This is a genomic window from Tateyamaria sp. 7Alg 36 (genome assembly GCF_059882455.1).
Window position 1 is genome coordinate 26292 of the sequence record NZ_JCBDJX010000002.1, and the last position, 14113, is coordinate 40404.

The window sequence follows — 14113 nt, forward strand, 5'->3', positions numbered from 1 at the left end:
CGTAAGGGGCGCCGGTCAGATCGTTGATTAGTTCGAAGCGAGGAATTCGTCGACTTCCTTGCGTGCTTCCTCTTTGGTCTTGCCGTACTTGGCTTGGATTTTACCCTCAAGCGCCTCACGGTCACCGTTCACTTCGGCCACTTCGTCATCCGTCAACTCGCCCCATTTGGCTTTTACGTTGCCGGTCATTTCTTTCCATTTGCCTTCGACTTGGTCCCAGTTCATTTGATCTCTCCTTTTAAAGTGATCTGCATTTTGCATCTGGTGAACAAACCCCCGCCGAGGCGATCCGTTCCATCCTCTGTTCAAAATCTTCTGTCCGGCCTTTTGTCAGGCGTGCGCGCAAGTTTCTGTCGACTTTAGCAGGAACAGACACATCATATGCCGGAAGAACACGGCGTGCCCGTGGGGCGAAGCCTGTGTTTTCCCCCCTCTGGTCGACGGTTCCATCCCGATCAAAGGACCGAACAGCCATGACCGACCTAGAAGAAGAAAATGCAGTCCAGAATGCCGAGGGCCTGCCGCCCAAGCTGATTTTCGAGGTGATCCGCCGTGACGGGCAGGACGAGCTTGACCGCCCCAACATATCCCTGATGTGGTCGGGGATCGCGGCGGGCATCATGATTTCCCTGTCGGTGTTGGGCGAGGCGGTGTTCCGCACTTATCTGCCCGACGCCGACTGGGCCTATCTGGTCGAAAACCTTGGCTATAGCCTTGGGTTTTTGGTGGTGATCCTTGGCCGGATGCAGCTGTTTACGGAAAACACCATCACCACGGTCCTGCCCGCGATGCACAATCCTTGCTGGGCAATTTTCCGGCGCACCGGCGTGTTGTGGTCGATTGTCCTGAGTGCCAATGTAGTGGGTGCCTTTGTGGTGGCGTCGGTCTTTGCCTTTACCTCGGCCATTCCGCCGGACCTGCTGCCCGCGATCGAGGAACTGTCGCGTCATGCCACGGGCTTTGCCCCGCTTGAAGCGTTCCAGCGCGCCATTCCCGCCGGTGTTCTGGTGGCGGCCATCGTATGGATGATGCCGCAATCGGACGGGTTCGAGTTCTTTGTGATCCTGACCTTCACATGGATGATCGCGGCGGGTGACTTTACCCACGTGGTCGCCGGATCGGTCGAGATGGCCTTTCTTGTGGTGCAGGGCATGTTGCAGCCGTGGGACGCGCTGTTTGCGTTCTTTCTGCCAGTACTGGCAGGCAACGTATTGGGCGGCACGATGATCTTTGCCCTCATGGCGTTCGGGCAGGTGCGACGGGAGTTGCCGAACTAGGGTGCGGAACCTTTCTGCCGGATGTGCGTTTACCAATCAGCAAACAAAAACGGTACGAGAGGAATTTAAACATGGAATATGCTGGTATAGGCGGCTTTATCGTCCTGATCCTGAACATCTGGGCCATCGTGTCCATTGTCGGGTCTAGCGCAACAACCGGTTCGAAGGTCCTCTGGGTCCTGCTGGTTCTGGTCCTGCCGATCATCGGTTTCATCATCTGGCTGATTGCCGGACCGCGGTCCGCAAAACTTGCCTGATATGGCTGAAACGACAAAAATGGCGCGCCGGGTAACACCGCGCGCCATTTTTCTTTGTGCTAACGGGGGATGGCATGTCTGCAAGTGACCGAGATCTGGACAAGGAAGAGAACCTTGAAGTTCCCCGTACCGAATGGGCCGAGGACCGGACGGTTCTAGCCAATGAACGGACCTTCGCCGCGTGGATGCGGACGGGCATGGCCTGTATCGGTGTGGCCCTCGGTCTGCGGGCGGTGTTTTCCGAGACGAACCATCCGTTGATCGCCAAAGGGGTGGCCGAATTGTTCGTGCTGACGGCGATCCTGATTTTCGCGTCCGCCCTGCGACGCAGCCGCGCCACCCATTCGCGTATTAACACCCACGACACTGCCGCACAGTCGCGGCGCAACATGCTGTTCACATCCGTTGCCATGACGATTGGCGCGGTCGCGACCGGCGTGATTTTGTGGTTGTTGTGAGGGGAAGATAGAAAAAGGACGGCAATTACTGCCGCCCATTACTCGTTAACTGTTATTCGCTGATGACTGTTGCCGGTGTGGATACTTCGGCCTCGTCCTCATCGGCTTGCGAGACTGTCCAGACCAGCAGCACCATCAGCAAAGCGAGGGCAACCGCGACGCCGGCGCCGATGCCGAACAGGGGGCCCTTGTGACGTTTGGCTTGCTTGTCGATATTCGTGTCGGGTGCTGACATTGTCATTCTCCTAATCGGTTTCGCTATCCTAACGCGCGATGCAAACAAAAGTTCCATGGGCGGGAACCGAAGGGGGCGCGGGCGTGTTCATTTCAGAAGGCGGCAACGCCAATTGGCGGCAAGGGCCGCTGCATAGGGGGACATTGATGGAACGCGAACAGCTGCGCACAACATGTTTGGGCGTTTTGACAATCATCACTGTCTTTGTCGCACTACAGCTTACCAAAGAGGTGACGGCCCCGATCTTTGCCGCGCTGTTGCTGGGCATCGTTCTGACGCCGCTTTCCGATTTCTGGGACAGATTAAAGTTGCCGGTCGCGCTGGCGGCCTTTTTGTCGGTTCTGCTGTCGCTGCTGATGATCCTGCTGCTGCTGGTGATGCTGGAGCCTTACGTGACGACGGCAATCAATCGCGCGCCTGTGATCTGGAACGAATTGCGCGAAACCATCGAACAAATCCGCGCCACCCTACGCGGGTTGGAGGAGATGTCGAAGGACGTAGCCACGGCCATCGACTCGGACGGGGATGGTGCCCCAGCGGAGGATGAGGAAAGCGTCAAACTGCCCTCGGCCATGGACGCGCTGTTCTATGCGCCGCATTTCGCCGCGCAGATCATGGTGTTTACCGGCACGCTCTACTTCTTTTTGTTGGCGCGGAATGCGATCTACGACTGGTTCGATGCGACCTTTGACAGTTTCGGTAAGGTCGAGCTGCGCCACGCCGCGCATCAGGTGTCGCGCTATGTTCTGACGATTACGGCGATCAATTTTTCCATGGGCTGTATCGTGGCGGTGGCCATGTCCTTGCTGGGTATGCCCACGCCGATCCTGTGGGGCGTTCTGGCATTTGTGCTGAACTACATTGTGTATCTGGGGCCGATTGCGCTGATCGTCGGGTTGCTGGTCGCAGGTATTGTCGTCTTCGAAGGGGCGAGCAGTTTCCTTCCGGCGGTGGTCTATTTCTTTATCAATGCCACCGAAGCGCAGTTTGTGACGCCCGCGCTGGTTGGCAAGACGCTGTCAGTCAACCCGCTACTGGTCTTCCTGTCGCTGGTGTTCTGGCTGTGGCTGTGGGGGCCGATTGGCGGCATCATCGCGCTGCCGCTGCTGATCTGGAGCCTTGCGGTGTTCAAAGGGCTGAATACCTGAGGTCGGCAACGCCGTAGGCTTGCGGTGGCCTCAGGCCATTTCGGCAGGCACGCCAGGCAAGTCGTAGGCATCCTTTTCCGCCGGATCGACAAGATAGGGCAGAATGAACCCTTCGCGATCTTCGGGTGTGCGGCGCGCGTTGTCGCGGGCGCGGTCGGCCCAACGCGGGTGCGCTGTGTCGAGGTCAAGGAAGGACGGATTGACGCCCGTGCCCTGCCAGTGTTCAAAACAGCGACGTCGCAGCAGCTCGACCTCGTCGGTGCCTTCGGTCTGCACGCCGATTTCGGTATCCCACGCAAGGCTGCGCCCGTTGAGGTTGGCCGAGGATACGATCCCCGCCAAGCCGTCGAAAATGGACACCTTGGCATGTAGATAGATGATCGGTGCGCCGAAATGGGTGGCGCGGCCATCGGGCGCGACACTGCGCGGTTGCGCAGGTGATCCGATAAAGGCGCGGTCCCCGAACGCGTCGCGCACGATTTCGATCGACTGCACCTGTAAATGTTCGCCGTAAGCTACATCTGGGCCGGGCGAGTCCTCGAACGCGATGTCGTCGGGCGCGGCAGGCAGGATCAGGACAAGTTTGAGGTCCGGCATCTGCTTGGCGCGCTTGGCCAGGTGGCGGGCAAGGGTGCGATCCCTGAAATACTGCGTCTCAAGATAGATAAAACGGCTTGACCGCGAAATGAGGTCTTTGTGCCGCTCGGCCACTTCGTCCACCACGGGCAGGGGGGAGAGATAGGGCAGGTCCAGCTTGCGCCGCGCCGATATGGTGCGCAGCAAATGCTGGGTCTTCTTAGGAGGCGCGCCATGCACGACCGCCTCGAAACTCCGCAGGTGGTCTGCGGCTTCCTGCACGACGGGGCCATCCACGATGACCTGCACATCATGCCATGTTTGATCGGCCGCGCGCTGGTGTTCTGGCGTGTCATAGCGGCGGTCGTTCAGATCAAGGCCGCCCGCATAAAGCGTCTTGTTATCGAACACGGCGAGTTTCTGGTGATGCGTGACAGGCACCAGCGGCGGCGGTGTGATGCGCGGGCGCAACTGGTCCTTGGCCCACCGGACCAGCGGGCGCAGATGCGGCACATGCAGCAGATAGTCTTCTTTCTCGGTCTTCGACTTACCGTTGATATCGGCCAGCTTGTCGCGGATTTCCTTCAACGACTTCGGCGCAAGTAGCAGGCGGGGGAGGAAGCCGACACGCGACGGATGCATCGCGGCGCGGACCGTGACGTTTTCGGGGTGGCGCGACGCCTCACCTGCGGCGATGATCCCGCGCACGCTTTGCCACGTGCCAGAATGCATGGCGGGACGCACAACGGGGTCGAAATCGGTCAGCACCAGCGTGATGCGCACACCGCGATCCAGCGTGGCGGCGATCAGGTCAAACCACGTCTCGCCAACCTTGCGTGCCGCGTCCGAGCGCAATTTGGTCCATGGGTCGAAAATGCGAAATCCGGCGCGGATTTCATCCTCGGCCTCCATGAACAGCGCCTCGAGGGCGGGGTAGGCTTCGGCGGCGGTAATCAGAACATCGAAGCGGCGTGCGGATTGGTCTGACATCAGAAATCCCGACCGTCCGGCGCAAAGTCGGCGACCTTGAACCGCAAGGTCAGCACGAAAAGTTTGTCAGTTTTCTCGGTCTCGATCCGGCCACCAAGCTGGATGGCGAAGGCGTTCATCAACTGCGCGCCAAGGCCGGTACTTTCGACGCTGCGCGACGTACCAAGGGTGTTGGACATCGTCATCACGCAGTCCTGCCCGTCCTGTTTCAGCGACATGGAAATGCGCGATGTCTCGCCCGGATCATAGCCGACATATTTCAGCGCGTTTGTCGCGGCCTCGGCCACGAGCAACGACATGGGCACCGCCTGATCGGGGTACAGAAGGATATCGTCGATATCCGTTTCCAGCGTGATCGCATCATCCGAGGAAACCGCCACATCCAGCGAGTTTTCGATGACTTCGGACACAAGGGCTCCGACATTGACCCGTCCACCATGGTCAGACTGGTACAGATCGCGGTGGATTGTGGCGAGGCTGAGCACGCGGTCCTGAAGACGTGACAGGACAGTGCGGGTCTCGTCCTGTTCGGCTGACCTGATTTGCATGCTCATGATCGACGAGATCAGTTGCAGGTTGTTTTTGACGCGGTGATGGATTTCTTTGATCAGCACGTTCTTTTCGCGCAGGGCGTCTTCCATCCGCGCCTCTTCCCGGATGACCACGTCGACCATCTGGTCGAAGTGCTCATAAAGATCCTGCACCTCGCTTGGCATCACGGCAGGGGTGGGCAGGGCGACGGAACTGCGGTCGGTGGCAAAGGCGTTCATGCGGCCGCGCAGGGTGGTCAGGTGCCGAAGCACCAGCATGTAGATCGACAGCATCGCGACGCTCATGCTTGCCACCCACATCAGCACCGGAAAGACCCATGGATAGACACTGCCCGACAGGCGCTGCGCCAGACCGTTATGGCTTTGCCAGACGCCAAGGACGGTCGCGGGGCTGCCTGCAATCGGGACCACAGTATAGGTGCGCAATTCGCCGCGTGTGTTCACAGCCGAAAAGGCGCGCGAGGGCGAGTATTTAAGATCTAGAAGGCTGGTGCCGTCGGGCAGTTGCACCAGGGCGTCCTCCAACTCACCACGCGAAGTCAAAACCTCGCCATCGGTGTTGAAGGTCATCAGTTCCACCAGCCCGAGGTCGGTCAGGTCGCCCGAAGTTTCCGGCAGACCGGAATGCGGGATGGATATGGTGACGAAACCGGCAAACTCGCCATCAATTGTGTAGGGTTCGGACACGGCAAAGATCGACGTGCCGCTGATCGGGCCATTGTCGCTTACATCAATCGCGGCGATCTGTTTCTCGAACATCTCGTCCACGCCGGGGTAGTCGTTGAAATCGAAACTACGCCCCGATGATGTGCAGGTCATCACCTTGGATGAGGGCAAAAGGCCGATGGTGACGAAAAGGGGATCGTCCGCCACCAATCCGGCAAAGGTGCTTTGGCAGAGTTCGGGGTTGTCGATATACATCTCTACCGTGTTGGCAATTACGCGGGCAGCCCCGAAGGCGCGTTCGATCAACAACTCTTCGGTCTTGGCCGCGCGCCCCGTGACCGCCAGCAACGCCAGTTGGGCGTTGCGCTCGGCCTCGGCAGACACGCGGCTGGTCTGGTAGACGGCGATGGTGCCAAGCGGAAAAAGGGCAAGCGTCAGCAACAGCACGACTAGAACGCGCAGGCTGTTGTACCATGGGCCCTGTTTCACGCAGGCATTCCAGGACTGCCGACAACAGCGACTGTCGCCGTGTCCGTCAGTTCCATCGCTTCGTTTTCGTCCAGATGAAGCAATTCGGACAGTTTCGCACGTGCGCGATTCACGCGGCTTTTGATGGTGCCGGTGGCAACGCCGCACATCTCAGCCGCTTCTTCATAGGCAAACCCAGATGCACCAACGAGGATCAGCGCCTCGCGCTGTTCATCGGGCAACTGGTTCAGCGCCAATTTGAAATCCGCCATCTGCAAGCGGCCATCATGGTCCGGCTTGACCGACAGCGTGTCGGAAAACACGTTATCCACGTCCGCGACTTCGCGGTTCAACTTGCGGCGCGACGTGTAAAAATTGTTACGCAGGATCGTGAACAGCCACGCCCGCATGTTTGTTCCGGCTTGGAACTTGTCCATGTTTGACCATGCTTTGAGAACGGTGTCCTGCATCATATCATCAGCCGTCGCGCGATTGCGCGTCAGGCTGAGCGCAAAGGCACGCAGTGCCGGCAAATGCGTTACCAGTTCGTCGCGAGGATCAAGGTCGCTCATTTGTTGCCTTTCAGCTCTTCGTCCTGCGCACGCAGCACAGCCAACAGGTCTGTTATCTGGTCCGGCATCTCGTCGGTTTCCAGTTCCGAGAAAACTTTCTTCAGATTCTGATCGATATATTTGTCTCTAGACCTCGTCTGGAGCTCTTGCTTGCTTGCCATTTCTAGTCCACGCCTTGTTTGCCGTAAAAAAATCACTCACGTAACGGGAACTAACCTATCTTGAACGTGTTTGGTTCCAAGAAAACTGAAAAAGGCAAAAGAAAAATGGATGACTCAAGATCGACGGAGGGTTTTTCGAACCTTCTTGCAGCCGAACTTCCCTATCTGCGTCGGTATACGCGTGCTTTGACTGGGTCACAGGCGCGGGGGGACCAGTACACAGTTGCAACGCTGGAACTGATTTTGAAGGATAGATCGCCGTTCGATAACGACAACCCGATCAAGGTAAACCTGTTCAAGTGTTTCCACACGATCTGGGCGACGTCGGGCCAAACACTGTCCGACCCCGAAGATTCCATTCGCAGCCGCGCCCATGGTCTGTTGGCCAATCTGACCGCAAACTCGCGCGAGGCGCTGTTGCTGCGCACGATTGAGGAATTCACCCCCGAGCAGATCGCAGAGATCATGCAGATCGATACCGAGGAAGTCCGCAGCCTAATCGCAACTGCGAACAAAGAACTGGCAAGCAGTGTCTCGGGCCGCGTGATGATCATAGAAGACGAACCGATCATTGCCGCCGACCTTCAGGCCATCGTCGAAGGGTTGGGCCACACTGTCGTCGGGATTTCCCGCACCCACACCGAAGCGTTGGAGATGGGCAAAGAAGAGAACCCCGATCTGATCCTCGCCGACATCCAACTGGCGGACAATTCGTCCGGTATCGATGCGGTGAACGATCTGTTGGAATTGATGGATGTGCCCGTCATCTTCATCACAGCCTTCCCAGAGCGTCTGTTGACGGGCGACCGTCCGGAACCTGCCTTCCTGATCTCCAAACCGTTCCAAGAAGTTCAGGTTCTGTCGGCTGTCAGCCAAGCAATGTTCTTTGCCTCGACGGCAACGCTGCGCTAACCGCTGCAAACGTCACCTAAAATGCAATGCGCCCCGCACTTTCACAGTGCGGGGCGCATTCGCTTGTTGGGGTGCTGGCCGCGTCGCCAGCGGGTTATCTACGTATGACGTTCAGGATCAGGGCGCCAACGAACAGCACCAAGAACACCACGAAGAGGATTTGCGCGATGCCGGCAGAGGCAGAGGCGATACCGCCAAAGCCGAACACGGCAGCGATCAGGGCAACAACAAGAAATACCAGTGCGTAATGTAGCATCGAATTTATCCTTTTGAGTTGGGAGCGCATATCTCTGCGCCGTTGAATAGGTAACCGTCTGGCCCAGCCGCGGGTTCCAGATTCTTTTCCAAACAATTTTGGGAACAACCTTAGTGATGCGGTGTTTATCCGTCAGACACGCAATGAATGAAGGAGTTTGGATATGTCCAACACTGTCAAAAAACTGACCACTTCGAGCGATACGAGCGATCTGGCCGCACAGATCGACACCCTGCGCAACGATATTGCCGCGCTGGCACAGACCGTTGGTGACATCGGCAAAGCCCGCGGCGAAGAAGCCGTGAACGCAGCGAAAGGCAAAGTGGACGCCGTTCGTGATCAAGCCGCTGACGCAGCCGACACCGCCCGTTTGCGCGCCATGGAATTTCAGGATCAGGCCGACAACTTCATTAAAACCCAACCGGGCACGGCGCTTGGCGTTGCTGCCGGCATCGGGTTTCTTGTCGGCTTCTTCGGATCGCGGAGATAACCGATGTTCGGTATCGAACAAAAAGTGGCGCGAACCGCCAAACGTGCAGGCCTCCTTTCGGGGGGCCTGTTGTTGTGCACGGTCGGTGTCGGGTTCCTGACGGTCGCGGGGTGGTTCGCCCTGTTGCCCGTCGTCGGGGTGCAAAACACCGCGCTGATCTTTGCGGGCATTTATGTCGGGGTCGGTCTGATCATGATCGGCACGGGATCACCCAGCAAACAGCCCGAACTACCTGAGCAAACGCACGCCCCACAACCAACGACCAAAACACCGCCGGTTCTGGATGCGTTTATGTATGGCCTTCAGGCAGGTGCCCATGCAGATCGGGCGCGGAGATAGCGACCGCCTTCAATACCATTGCCGAAGTAAACGGCTTTTCCAGCACGGTGACGTGGAATGGCACCTTGTCATGCGTCCCGATGCTGATAATCGCGCCTTTGGATTGCAATGCGTATTCCACCACAGTCTTGTCGAGGTCAGGGATAACACTGCCCGCGACGAACAGGTGGAATGCGCGGTCAAAACGGCACAACAATCCGGCAATATCATGGACATCTACCAGCGCTTCGACGAGGCTGTCGGGAAAGCTGTGTTTAAGCGTTTCAACCAGATCCAGCCGGACGACCGGATCATGTTCCACGATCCCAAAACAATAGCTCACTCGATTTACCCCTTCTTCCAAAGCGAGAAGAGTACCAACCGCCAATCCGCCCCGCATTAATCCATGACATAGCGAAGGGAACAAAATTGCCGATTAAGTGCGAAAATTGTCCGTTGCGCCGTTTGGATACGTTTGAGCCGATGACGCCCGAAGACGTGAAGTTCATGCAGCGGTTCAAAGTTGGCGAGATGAAGGTTGAGCCGGGAACGCCGATCCTGATGGAGGGATCGAACAGTCCGCAGCTTTATACCGTGCTGCAGGGGATGGGGCTGCGGTACAAACTGTTGTCGAACGGTCGTCGGCAGGTGATCAACCTGATTTTCGCAGGTGACTTCGTGGGCTTGCAAGCTGGTTTGATGGGTGAAATGGGCCATTCGGTCGAAGCGACGACAGCGATGACCCTGTGCGTTTTCGACCGCTCCGAACTCTGGAACTTCTTTAAAGAGCGCCCCGAACGCGCCTATTCCCTGACATGGTTGGCCGCGATCCAAGAACACTTTCTGGGTGAAACCCTCTCTACCCTTGGGCAGCGCACCGCCAAGCAGTCGATCGCGTGGGCGTTGGTGCGCGTGTACTTGCGCGGGCAGTCCCTGAACCTGGTACAGAACCGCAGCATGCCATTCCCGTTCAAGCAGCAGGATATCGCGGATGCATTGGGCCTGTCGCTGGTGCACACGAACAAAACGCTGGCGGCGCTGCGACAACAGCAACTTGTGCAATGGGCGGAGGGTACGTTGCGGATCAGCAATTTAGAGGCGCTGGCCGAGATCGCGATGATTGACGATCTTGAGGCGCGCGTGCGCCCCCTGATCTAGCGGTTTAGTTGCGCCAGCTTCGGCGGTTTCTCGCCAATAGTGCTAGTTGGATGCCTGTGCAAAGAAGACTTCGCCATTCGGGCGACACCGCGCGGCGGTCAATCGGCCCGTATGGTAGGCCCCCGTATCGACAGAGATTCGCGAGTTCCGCTGCGCAGGTGTTTCCGTCAGCGTGTGCCCATGGGCGATCCAGATCCCGTCACTTCGCGGTCCCTGAAAGAACGTTTCGCATCCCCAAAGGAAGGTGTCTTCGGTTTGCTCGGACATCGAAACGGCCGGATCTGCGGCTGCATGCACCACCCACAGATTGCCGCTGGACCAACTGGTCGGCAGCGACCGCAACCACGTTTCCATCCCCCCGGGCATCGCCTGTTGCAGACGGTCGCGGGTGGCCACCAATTCCTCTGATCGCATGATCTCTCGTGCGCCATGTACGCCAAAGCTCGCCAGTGTCTGAAGACCGCCATAGGCCAGCCAGCGTGGGCCGCGGCGTTCCGGATTGTCGAGAAAATCCAGCATCATGGCTTCATGATTTCCCATCAGACAGGTGACTTGGTTCGGGTAGGTTTGTTGGACCCGCTGCAGCCACGCCAATACGCCAGCCGAATCCTCGCCACGGTCGATATAGTCGCCGACAAAAACAATATGCTCCTCTGTATCCAGTTGGTCGCAGAGGCTTTTCAGTAGCGAAAGACACCCGTGCACATCGCCCACTATGCCCACAGCCACATCCGGTTGGCAGGGCCGATTAACAATCGGCGCGAGTGAGGCGGTTTTCTTTTTGAAGAAGTTAGAAAGCGTCATTGTTCACTTTAGTTTTGGGTCGGCCATTTGCAGCGCAACGCGCCGAGCGGGCTTATACCACAAACGACGAATTGGTTAAGGTCACAGTCCGTCCGCTTTTCCCCTTGATCGGGCCTTGGCTGTGCGAGCATTAGTACTTTCCAGCTGTATGTAACTTTGTTATCGCCGCCGCTACAAAACCGTTAATCTCGATGTGGAGGGGCCGCATTTGAATCTGTCTACATCTTCTGCACCTCTTGGGTGTGTCGACATGTCTTCTGCGCATGTGAGCGCGGGTTGGTGGGCGCGTACGTCTGATGCTAGGCCAATAGCGCAGAAATGGAACCTCAGGGAGAATGTCGTTGAGGGTAACGGCGCATTTGGCAATAACAGATCTGAATATGCTCAGGATCTCGCGAACGGTGCCGAATGGCGGAATGTCGCGTATATCCCTCTATCACACGTTGAGTTGCGCCGTTATGAGGGCGCAGATGCTTATAAAGAAGCCAAGGATTGAGTATACGTCACAACAGGTCTCGCGACGCTGGAGGGTGATGCGAGAACCGGGCGGGTGTTTTCGGGGGCCTAATGTTGTGGTGACAAGTAGATGAGTGAGACTTGATGGAAAAAGTGGATGACGAGATTGACCTGGGCGCCCTTGCACGGACGCTATGGCGCGGGCGATGGCTGATTGCGGCATTGATGATCGGCTTTGCGATTCTGGGTTATATTTATGCGTCAAAGGTTGCCGATCCTGTCTACGTTTCGGCTGCTACGGTTTCCATCGAAGCCGAGCAGGCTCAGGTTACGAATCTCGAAGCGGTTGTAAGCGGGATTTCGGCTGAGCAATCATCGCTCAATACCGAAATTTATCTGATCAATTCGCGCGAGCTTTTGCGTCGAGTTGTGGTCGCCGAGGATCTGATCAACGATCCCGAATTCAACACGCGTCTGGTTGAGAAGGGCGCCATTGCGTCCGTCGTCGACTGGATCACCGGCGCACCGCCGCCCCGCGAACTGTCCCAAGCAGAACTGGTGCGAAGGGCCGTAGACCGTCTGCGGAGCAAGATTAGCGTTAGCAACCCGCGTCAAAGCCTTATCTTTGAAATCAGTGTGTCGACGGGATCGCCTGAGAAATCCACACGTTTGGCGAACACGCTGGCCGAAACGTACATCAATGACCAGCTATTGGTCAAAGAAGGCAAAACAGCGGATGCAATCGCGTTCCTTAAAGTGCGCACGACCCAGCTGCAAAATGAGCTGAACGAGGCGGAGCTTGCCGCGCGGAACTTTGCGAGCGGCATTGAACTTGTCAGCGCCGAGGCTTTGATCGCCAAGAATCGTCAGCTTAAGGAATTGCGCAGTCGTCTGTCCGAGTTGGACGCGCAGGTCGACCGCCGATCGCGTATCGTTGACGCGTATGAGAGTTTCGATATCTCCACAGCGACCGAAAGTGATGTTGCAAACTTGGAAAATAGCGGACTGGCGCAGCTTTTCCCGACGATCAACCAGAACCAAACAAGCCGGACTCGGTTCACGGCGATGTTCGAAGCGGGCAATACCCGTGCGCAGACAGAGTTGCGACAGTCCGAAGGTCAAAAAGCTACGCTGACTGCAGCCGTGAATGCGCTTGAAGAAGAAGTCGCTAACGAGTCCCGTGACCTTCTTACCTTGCAGCAGTTGCAGCGGGAAGCCGCAGCGGCGGGCGAAATCTACGGCTACTTCCTCACGCGATTGAAAGAGGCCGAAGTACAGCAGGGCACGCAACAGGCCGAAGCTCGGTTGTTGTCTCCCGCGGTGGAACCGTTCTTCCCGGCAAGCCCTAAAGTTCCGATGATTGTCGCTCTCGCTGGGATACTCGGCGCGATGTTTGGCGCGGGGATCGTGTTGTTTAACGAAGTGACCAAAAGCGGCATCAGAACGGCTTCGGATCTTCAGAAACGTGCTGGTTTCCCTGTCTTGGGTCAAATTCCTATGGCGCCGATCAAACGGCGCAACAAGCTGGTGCCGTTCCTTGAAGGCAAGTCGAATACGCCGTTCTCAGAGGCGGTGCGCAACTTGCGGACATCGACGCTGCTTGCAGACCCCGCTGTCGAACCTGGTGTGATCCTCATTACCTCGTCTTTGCCGGGTGAAGGTAAGACCACATCCGCAATCGCGCTAGCGCAAAGCCTAGCCGGGATGGGTAAGTCTGTGTTGCTGATGGAAGGCGATATTCGGAAGAACACGCTTGGGAATTACTTTGACGGGATCAGAACGATCGGTTCGGCTGATGGAAGCGCCACGGCGTTTCTAGAAAACAAGGTGTTTGTAGACAGCCTTGGTTTTGATCTGGCATTGGGCGACAGGCCGACCAATAACGCGGCAGACTTCTTTTCTTCTCAGGAATTCAGGCTTGCGATTGAAGCGGCGCGCGAGGCTTATGATCACGTGATCATTGACGCTCCACCAGTGCTGCCGGTAACGGACGCCCGCATCATCGGTCAATATGTCGACGCGATCCTGTTCGCTGTTGCGTGGGATCAAACACGCACTGAGGTTCTGGAAGCGGGTTTGAGCGAGATGACCAACTCGGGCCTGAAGATCACCGGCCTTATCCTGACCAAGATCGACGGTAAGAAGGCTAAAGGATACGGTGGTGCCGCGCGCTATGGCACGTATTACGCAGAGTATTCCAAGCCGTATTCCTGAATGGCTTGGTACGGCGGTTGCACCGTGTTGCCGGACAAAAGAAGTGCGTCGTCAGAGGATTGCTTACTTTTTAACATAACTCAGATTATGCAGCTTCACGACAAAGCGACAAAGACAAGAACTGTACAGCAGGCCACGGTCGTCGC

At 57.3% G+C, this 14113-nt stretch carries 18 protein-coding genes; 9 read left to right on the top strand and 9 right to left on the bottom strand.

Annotated elements, in window-relative coordinates; genetic code table 11:
• Nucleotides 1-27: 27 nt before the first annotated feature.
• Nucleotides 28-225 (bottom strand): CsbD family protein, encoded by a 198-nt coding sequence (locus AC6GQJ_RS17335; protein WP_500774074.1) that lies wholly within the window; start codon nt 223-225, stop codon nt 28-30.
• Between the two features lie 248 nt (nt 226-473).
• Between AC6GQJ_RS17335 and AC6GQJ_RS17340 the strand changes: the two genes are divergently transcribed.
• From AC6GQJ_RS17340 to AC6GQJ_RS17350, 3 genes are all read left to right on the top strand, one after another.
• Entirely contained in the window at nt 474-1277 is an 804-nt protein-coding gene (locus AC6GQJ_RS17340; protein ID WP_500774075.1) for a formate/nitrite transporter family protein, read from the top strand.
• Between the two features lie 71 nt (nt 1278-1348).
• Complete coding sequence (locus AC6GQJ_RS17345) at nt 1349-1534, top strand: PLDc N-terminal domain-containing protein (RefSeq protein ID WP_500774076.1); 186 nt, start codon at nt 1349-1351, stop codon at nt 1532-1534.
• A gap of 74 nt (nt 1535-1608) precedes the next feature.
• Nucleotides 1609-1992 (top strand): YidH family protein, encoded by a 384-nt coding sequence (locus AC6GQJ_RS17350; RefSeq protein WP_500774077.1) that lies wholly within the window; start codon nt 1609-1611, stop codon nt 1990-1992.
• Between the two features lie 52 nt (nt 1993-2044).
• Here AC6GQJ_RS17350 and AC6GQJ_RS17355 read toward each other — a convergent pair whose 3' ends face one another.
• Nucleotides 2045-2227 carry a hypothetical protein gene (locus AC6GQJ_RS17355; protein ID WP_500774078.1) on the bottom strand — a complete coding sequence of 61 codons (183 nt, stop codon included), beginning with the start codon at nt 2225-2227 and terminating at the stop codon, nt 2045-2047.
• Between the two features lie 146 nt (nt 2228-2373).
• On the opposite strand from AC6GQJ_RS17355, the gene AC6GQJ_RS17360 reads away from it, so the two are divergent.
• Entirely contained in the window at nt 2374-3375 is a 1002-nt protein-coding gene (locus tag AC6GQJ_RS17360) for an AI-2E family transporter (RefSeq protein ID WP_500774079.1), read from the top strand.
• A 30-nt stretch (nt 3376-3405) separates the two neighbouring features.
• On the opposite strand, the gene AC6GQJ_RS17365 is transcribed toward AC6GQJ_RS17360, so the two are convergent.
• From AC6GQJ_RS17365 to AC6GQJ_RS17380, 4 genes are read right to left on the bottom strand one after another with little or no spacing between them, the layout of a single operon-like run.
• On the bottom strand, nt 3406-4941 hold the full coding sequence (locus tag AC6GQJ_RS17365; RefSeq protein WP_500774080.1) for a phospholipase D family protein: 1536 nt from the start codon (nt 4939-4941) through the stop codon (nt 3406-3408).
• Nucleotides 4941-6647 (bottom strand): histidine kinase dimerization/phosphoacceptor domain -containing protein, encoded by a 1707-nt coding sequence (locus AC6GQJ_RS17370; RefSeq protein WP_500774081.1) that lies wholly within the window; start codon nt 6645-6647, stop codon nt 4941-4943. The genes AC6GQJ_RS17365 and AC6GQJ_RS17370 overlap by 1 nt, the downstream gene beginning before the upstream one ends.
• Nucleotides 6644-7198 carry an RNA polymerase sigma factor gene (locus AC6GQJ_RS17375; protein ID WP_500774082.1) on the bottom strand — a complete coding sequence of 185 codons (555 nt, stop codon included), beginning with the start codon at nt 7196-7198 and terminating at the stop codon, nt 6644-6646. The genes AC6GQJ_RS17370 and AC6GQJ_RS17375 overlap by 4 nt, the downstream gene beginning before the upstream one ends.
• Complete coding sequence (locus tag AC6GQJ_RS17380) at nt 7195-7359, bottom strand: NepR family anti-sigma factor (protein ID WP_500774083.1); 165 nt, start codon at nt 7357-7359, stop codon at nt 7195-7197. The genes AC6GQJ_RS17375 and AC6GQJ_RS17380 overlap by 4 nt, the downstream gene beginning before the upstream one ends.
• Before the next feature lie 105 nt (nt 7360-7464).
• Between AC6GQJ_RS17380 and AC6GQJ_RS17385 the strand changes: the two genes are divergently transcribed.
• A complete protein-coding gene (locus AC6GQJ_RS17385) occupies nt 7465-8271 on the top strand; it encodes a response regulator (RefSeq protein WP_500774084.1) in 807 nt (268 codons plus the stop codon).
• Between the two features lie 94 nt (nt 8272-8365).
• On the opposite strand, the gene AC6GQJ_RS17390 is transcribed toward AC6GQJ_RS17385, so the two are convergent.
• Nucleotides 8366-8527, bottom strand: a complete 162-nt coding sequence (locus AC6GQJ_RS17390) for a DUF1328 domain-containing protein (protein WP_500774085.1) — start codon at nt 8525-8527, stop codon at nt 8366-8368.
• Nucleotides 8528-8690: 163 nt separating this feature from the next.
• Between AC6GQJ_RS17390 and AC6GQJ_RS17395 the strand changes: the two genes are divergently transcribed.
• Together AC6GQJ_RS17395 and AC6GQJ_RS17400 are read left to right on the top strand one after the other, a co-directional pair.
• The gene (locus tag AC6GQJ_RS17395; RefSeq protein ID WP_500774086.1) at nt 8691-9017 is read left to right on the top strand and encodes an ElaB/YgaM/YqjD family protein; all 327 of its coding nucleotides are present in this window, start codon (nt 8691-8693) and stop codon (nt 9015-9017) included.
• Nucleotides 9018-9020: 3 nt separating this feature from the next.
• Entirely contained in the window at nt 9021-9356 is a 336-nt protein-coding gene (locus AC6GQJ_RS17400) for a phage holin family protein (protein ID WP_500774087.1), read from the top strand.
• On the opposite strand, the gene AC6GQJ_RS17405 is transcribed toward AC6GQJ_RS17400, so the two are convergent.
• On the bottom strand, nt 9307-9678 hold the full coding sequence (locus tag AC6GQJ_RS17405) for a hypothetical protein (RefSeq protein ID WP_500774088.1): 372 nt from the start codon (nt 9676-9678) through the stop codon (nt 9307-9309). The genes AC6GQJ_RS17400 and AC6GQJ_RS17405 overlap by 50 nt on opposite strands.
• 140 nt (nt 9679-9818) lie before the next feature.
• Here AC6GQJ_RS17405 and AC6GQJ_RS17410 point away from each other — a divergent pair, with 140 nt between their 5' ends.
• Nucleotides 9819-10493, top strand: a complete 675-nt coding sequence (locus tag AC6GQJ_RS17410) for a Crp/Fnr family transcriptional regulator (protein WP_500774089.1) — start codon at nt 9819-9821, stop codon at nt 10491-10493.
• A gap of 42 nt (nt 10494-10535) precedes the next feature.
• Here the strand turns inward: AC6GQJ_RS17410 and AC6GQJ_RS17415 are convergent, their stop codons facing one another.
• The gene (locus tag AC6GQJ_RS17415; RefSeq protein ID WP_500774090.1) at nt 10536-11297 is read right to left on the bottom strand and encodes a metallophosphoesterase family protein; all 762 of its coding nucleotides are present in this window, start codon (nt 11295-11297) and stop codon (nt 10536-10538) included.
• Between the two features lie 600 nt (nt 11298-11897).
• Between AC6GQJ_RS17415 and AC6GQJ_RS17420 the strand changes: the two genes are divergently transcribed.
• Nucleotides 11898-13967: a GumC family protein gene (locus AC6GQJ_RS17420; RefSeq protein WP_500774091.1), complete on the top strand. Its 2070-nt coding sequence runs from the start codon at nt 11898-11900 to the stop codon at nt 13965-13967.
• Nucleotides 13968-14113 lie beyond the last annotated feature (146 nt).

What these genes read in the sequence shown, in the direction of transcription:
- AC6GQJ_RS17345 (WP_500774076.1), top strand. Translation starts at nt 1,349, where the DNA reads ATGGAATATGCTGGTATAGGCGGCTTTATCGTCCTGATCCTGAACATC.
- AC6GQJ_RS17415 (WP_500774090.1), bottom strand. Translation starts at nt 11,297, where the DNA reads ATGACGCTTTCTAACTTCTTCAAAAAGAAAACCGCCTCACTCGCGCCG.
- AC6GQJ_RS17400 (WP_500774087.1), top strand. Translation starts at nt 9,021, where the DNA reads ATGTTCGGTATCGAACAAAAAGTGGCGCGAACCGCCAAACGTGCAGGC.
- AC6GQJ_RS17375 (WP_500774082.1), bottom strand. Translation starts at nt 7,198, where the DNA reads ATGAGCGACCTTGATCCTCGCGACGAACTGGTAACGCATTTGCCGGCA.
- AC6GQJ_RS17395 (WP_500774086.1), top strand. Translation starts at nt 8,691, where the DNA reads ATGTCCAACACTGTCAAAAAACTGACCACTTCGAGCGATACGAGCGAT.
- AC6GQJ_RS17340 (WP_500774075.1), top strand. Translation starts at nt 474, where the DNA reads ATGACCGACCTAGAAGAAGAAAATGCAGTCCAGAATGCCGAGGGCCTG.
- AC6GQJ_RS17350 (WP_500774077.1), top strand. Translation starts at nt 1,609, where the DNA reads ATGTCTGCAAGTGACCGAGATCTGGACAAGGAAGAGAACCTTGAAGTT.
- AC6GQJ_RS17380 (WP_500774083.1), bottom strand. Translation starts at nt 7,359, where the DNA reads ATGGCAAGCAAGCAAGAGCTCCAGACGAGGTCTAGAGACAAATATATC.
- AC6GQJ_RS17385 (WP_500774084.1), top strand. Translation starts at nt 7,465, where the DNA reads ATGGATGACTCAAGATCGACGGAGGGTTTTTCGAACCTTCTTGCAGCC.
- AC6GQJ_RS17365 (WP_500774080.1), bottom strand. Translation starts at nt 4,941, where the DNA reads ATGTCAGACCAATCCGCACGCCGCTTCGATGTTCTGATTACCGCCGCC.
- AC6GQJ_RS17420 (WP_500774091.1), top strand. Translation starts at nt 11,898, where the DNA reads ATGGAAAAAGTGGATGACGAGATTGACCTGGGCGCCCTTGCACGGACG.
- AC6GQJ_RS17355 (WP_500774078.1), bottom strand. Translation starts at nt 2,227, where the DNA reads ATGTCAGCACCCGACACGAATATCGACAAGCAAGCCAAACGTCACAAG.
- AC6GQJ_RS17335 (WP_500774074.1), bottom strand. Translation starts at nt 225, where the DNA reads ATGAACTGGGACCAAGTCGAAGGCAAATGGAAAGAAATGACCGGCAAC.
- AC6GQJ_RS17390 (WP_500774085.1), bottom strand. Translation starts at nt 8,527, where the DNA reads ATGCTACATTACGCACTGGTATTTCTTGTTGTTGCCCTGATCGCTGCC.
- AC6GQJ_RS17410 (WP_500774089.1), top strand. Translation starts at nt 9,819, where the DNA reads ATGACGCCCGAAGACGTGAAGTTCATGCAGCGGTTCAAAGTTGGCGAG.
- AC6GQJ_RS17360 (WP_500774079.1), top strand. Translation starts at nt 2,374, where the DNA reads ATGGAACGCGAACAGCTGCGCACAACATGTTTGGGCGTTTTGACAATC.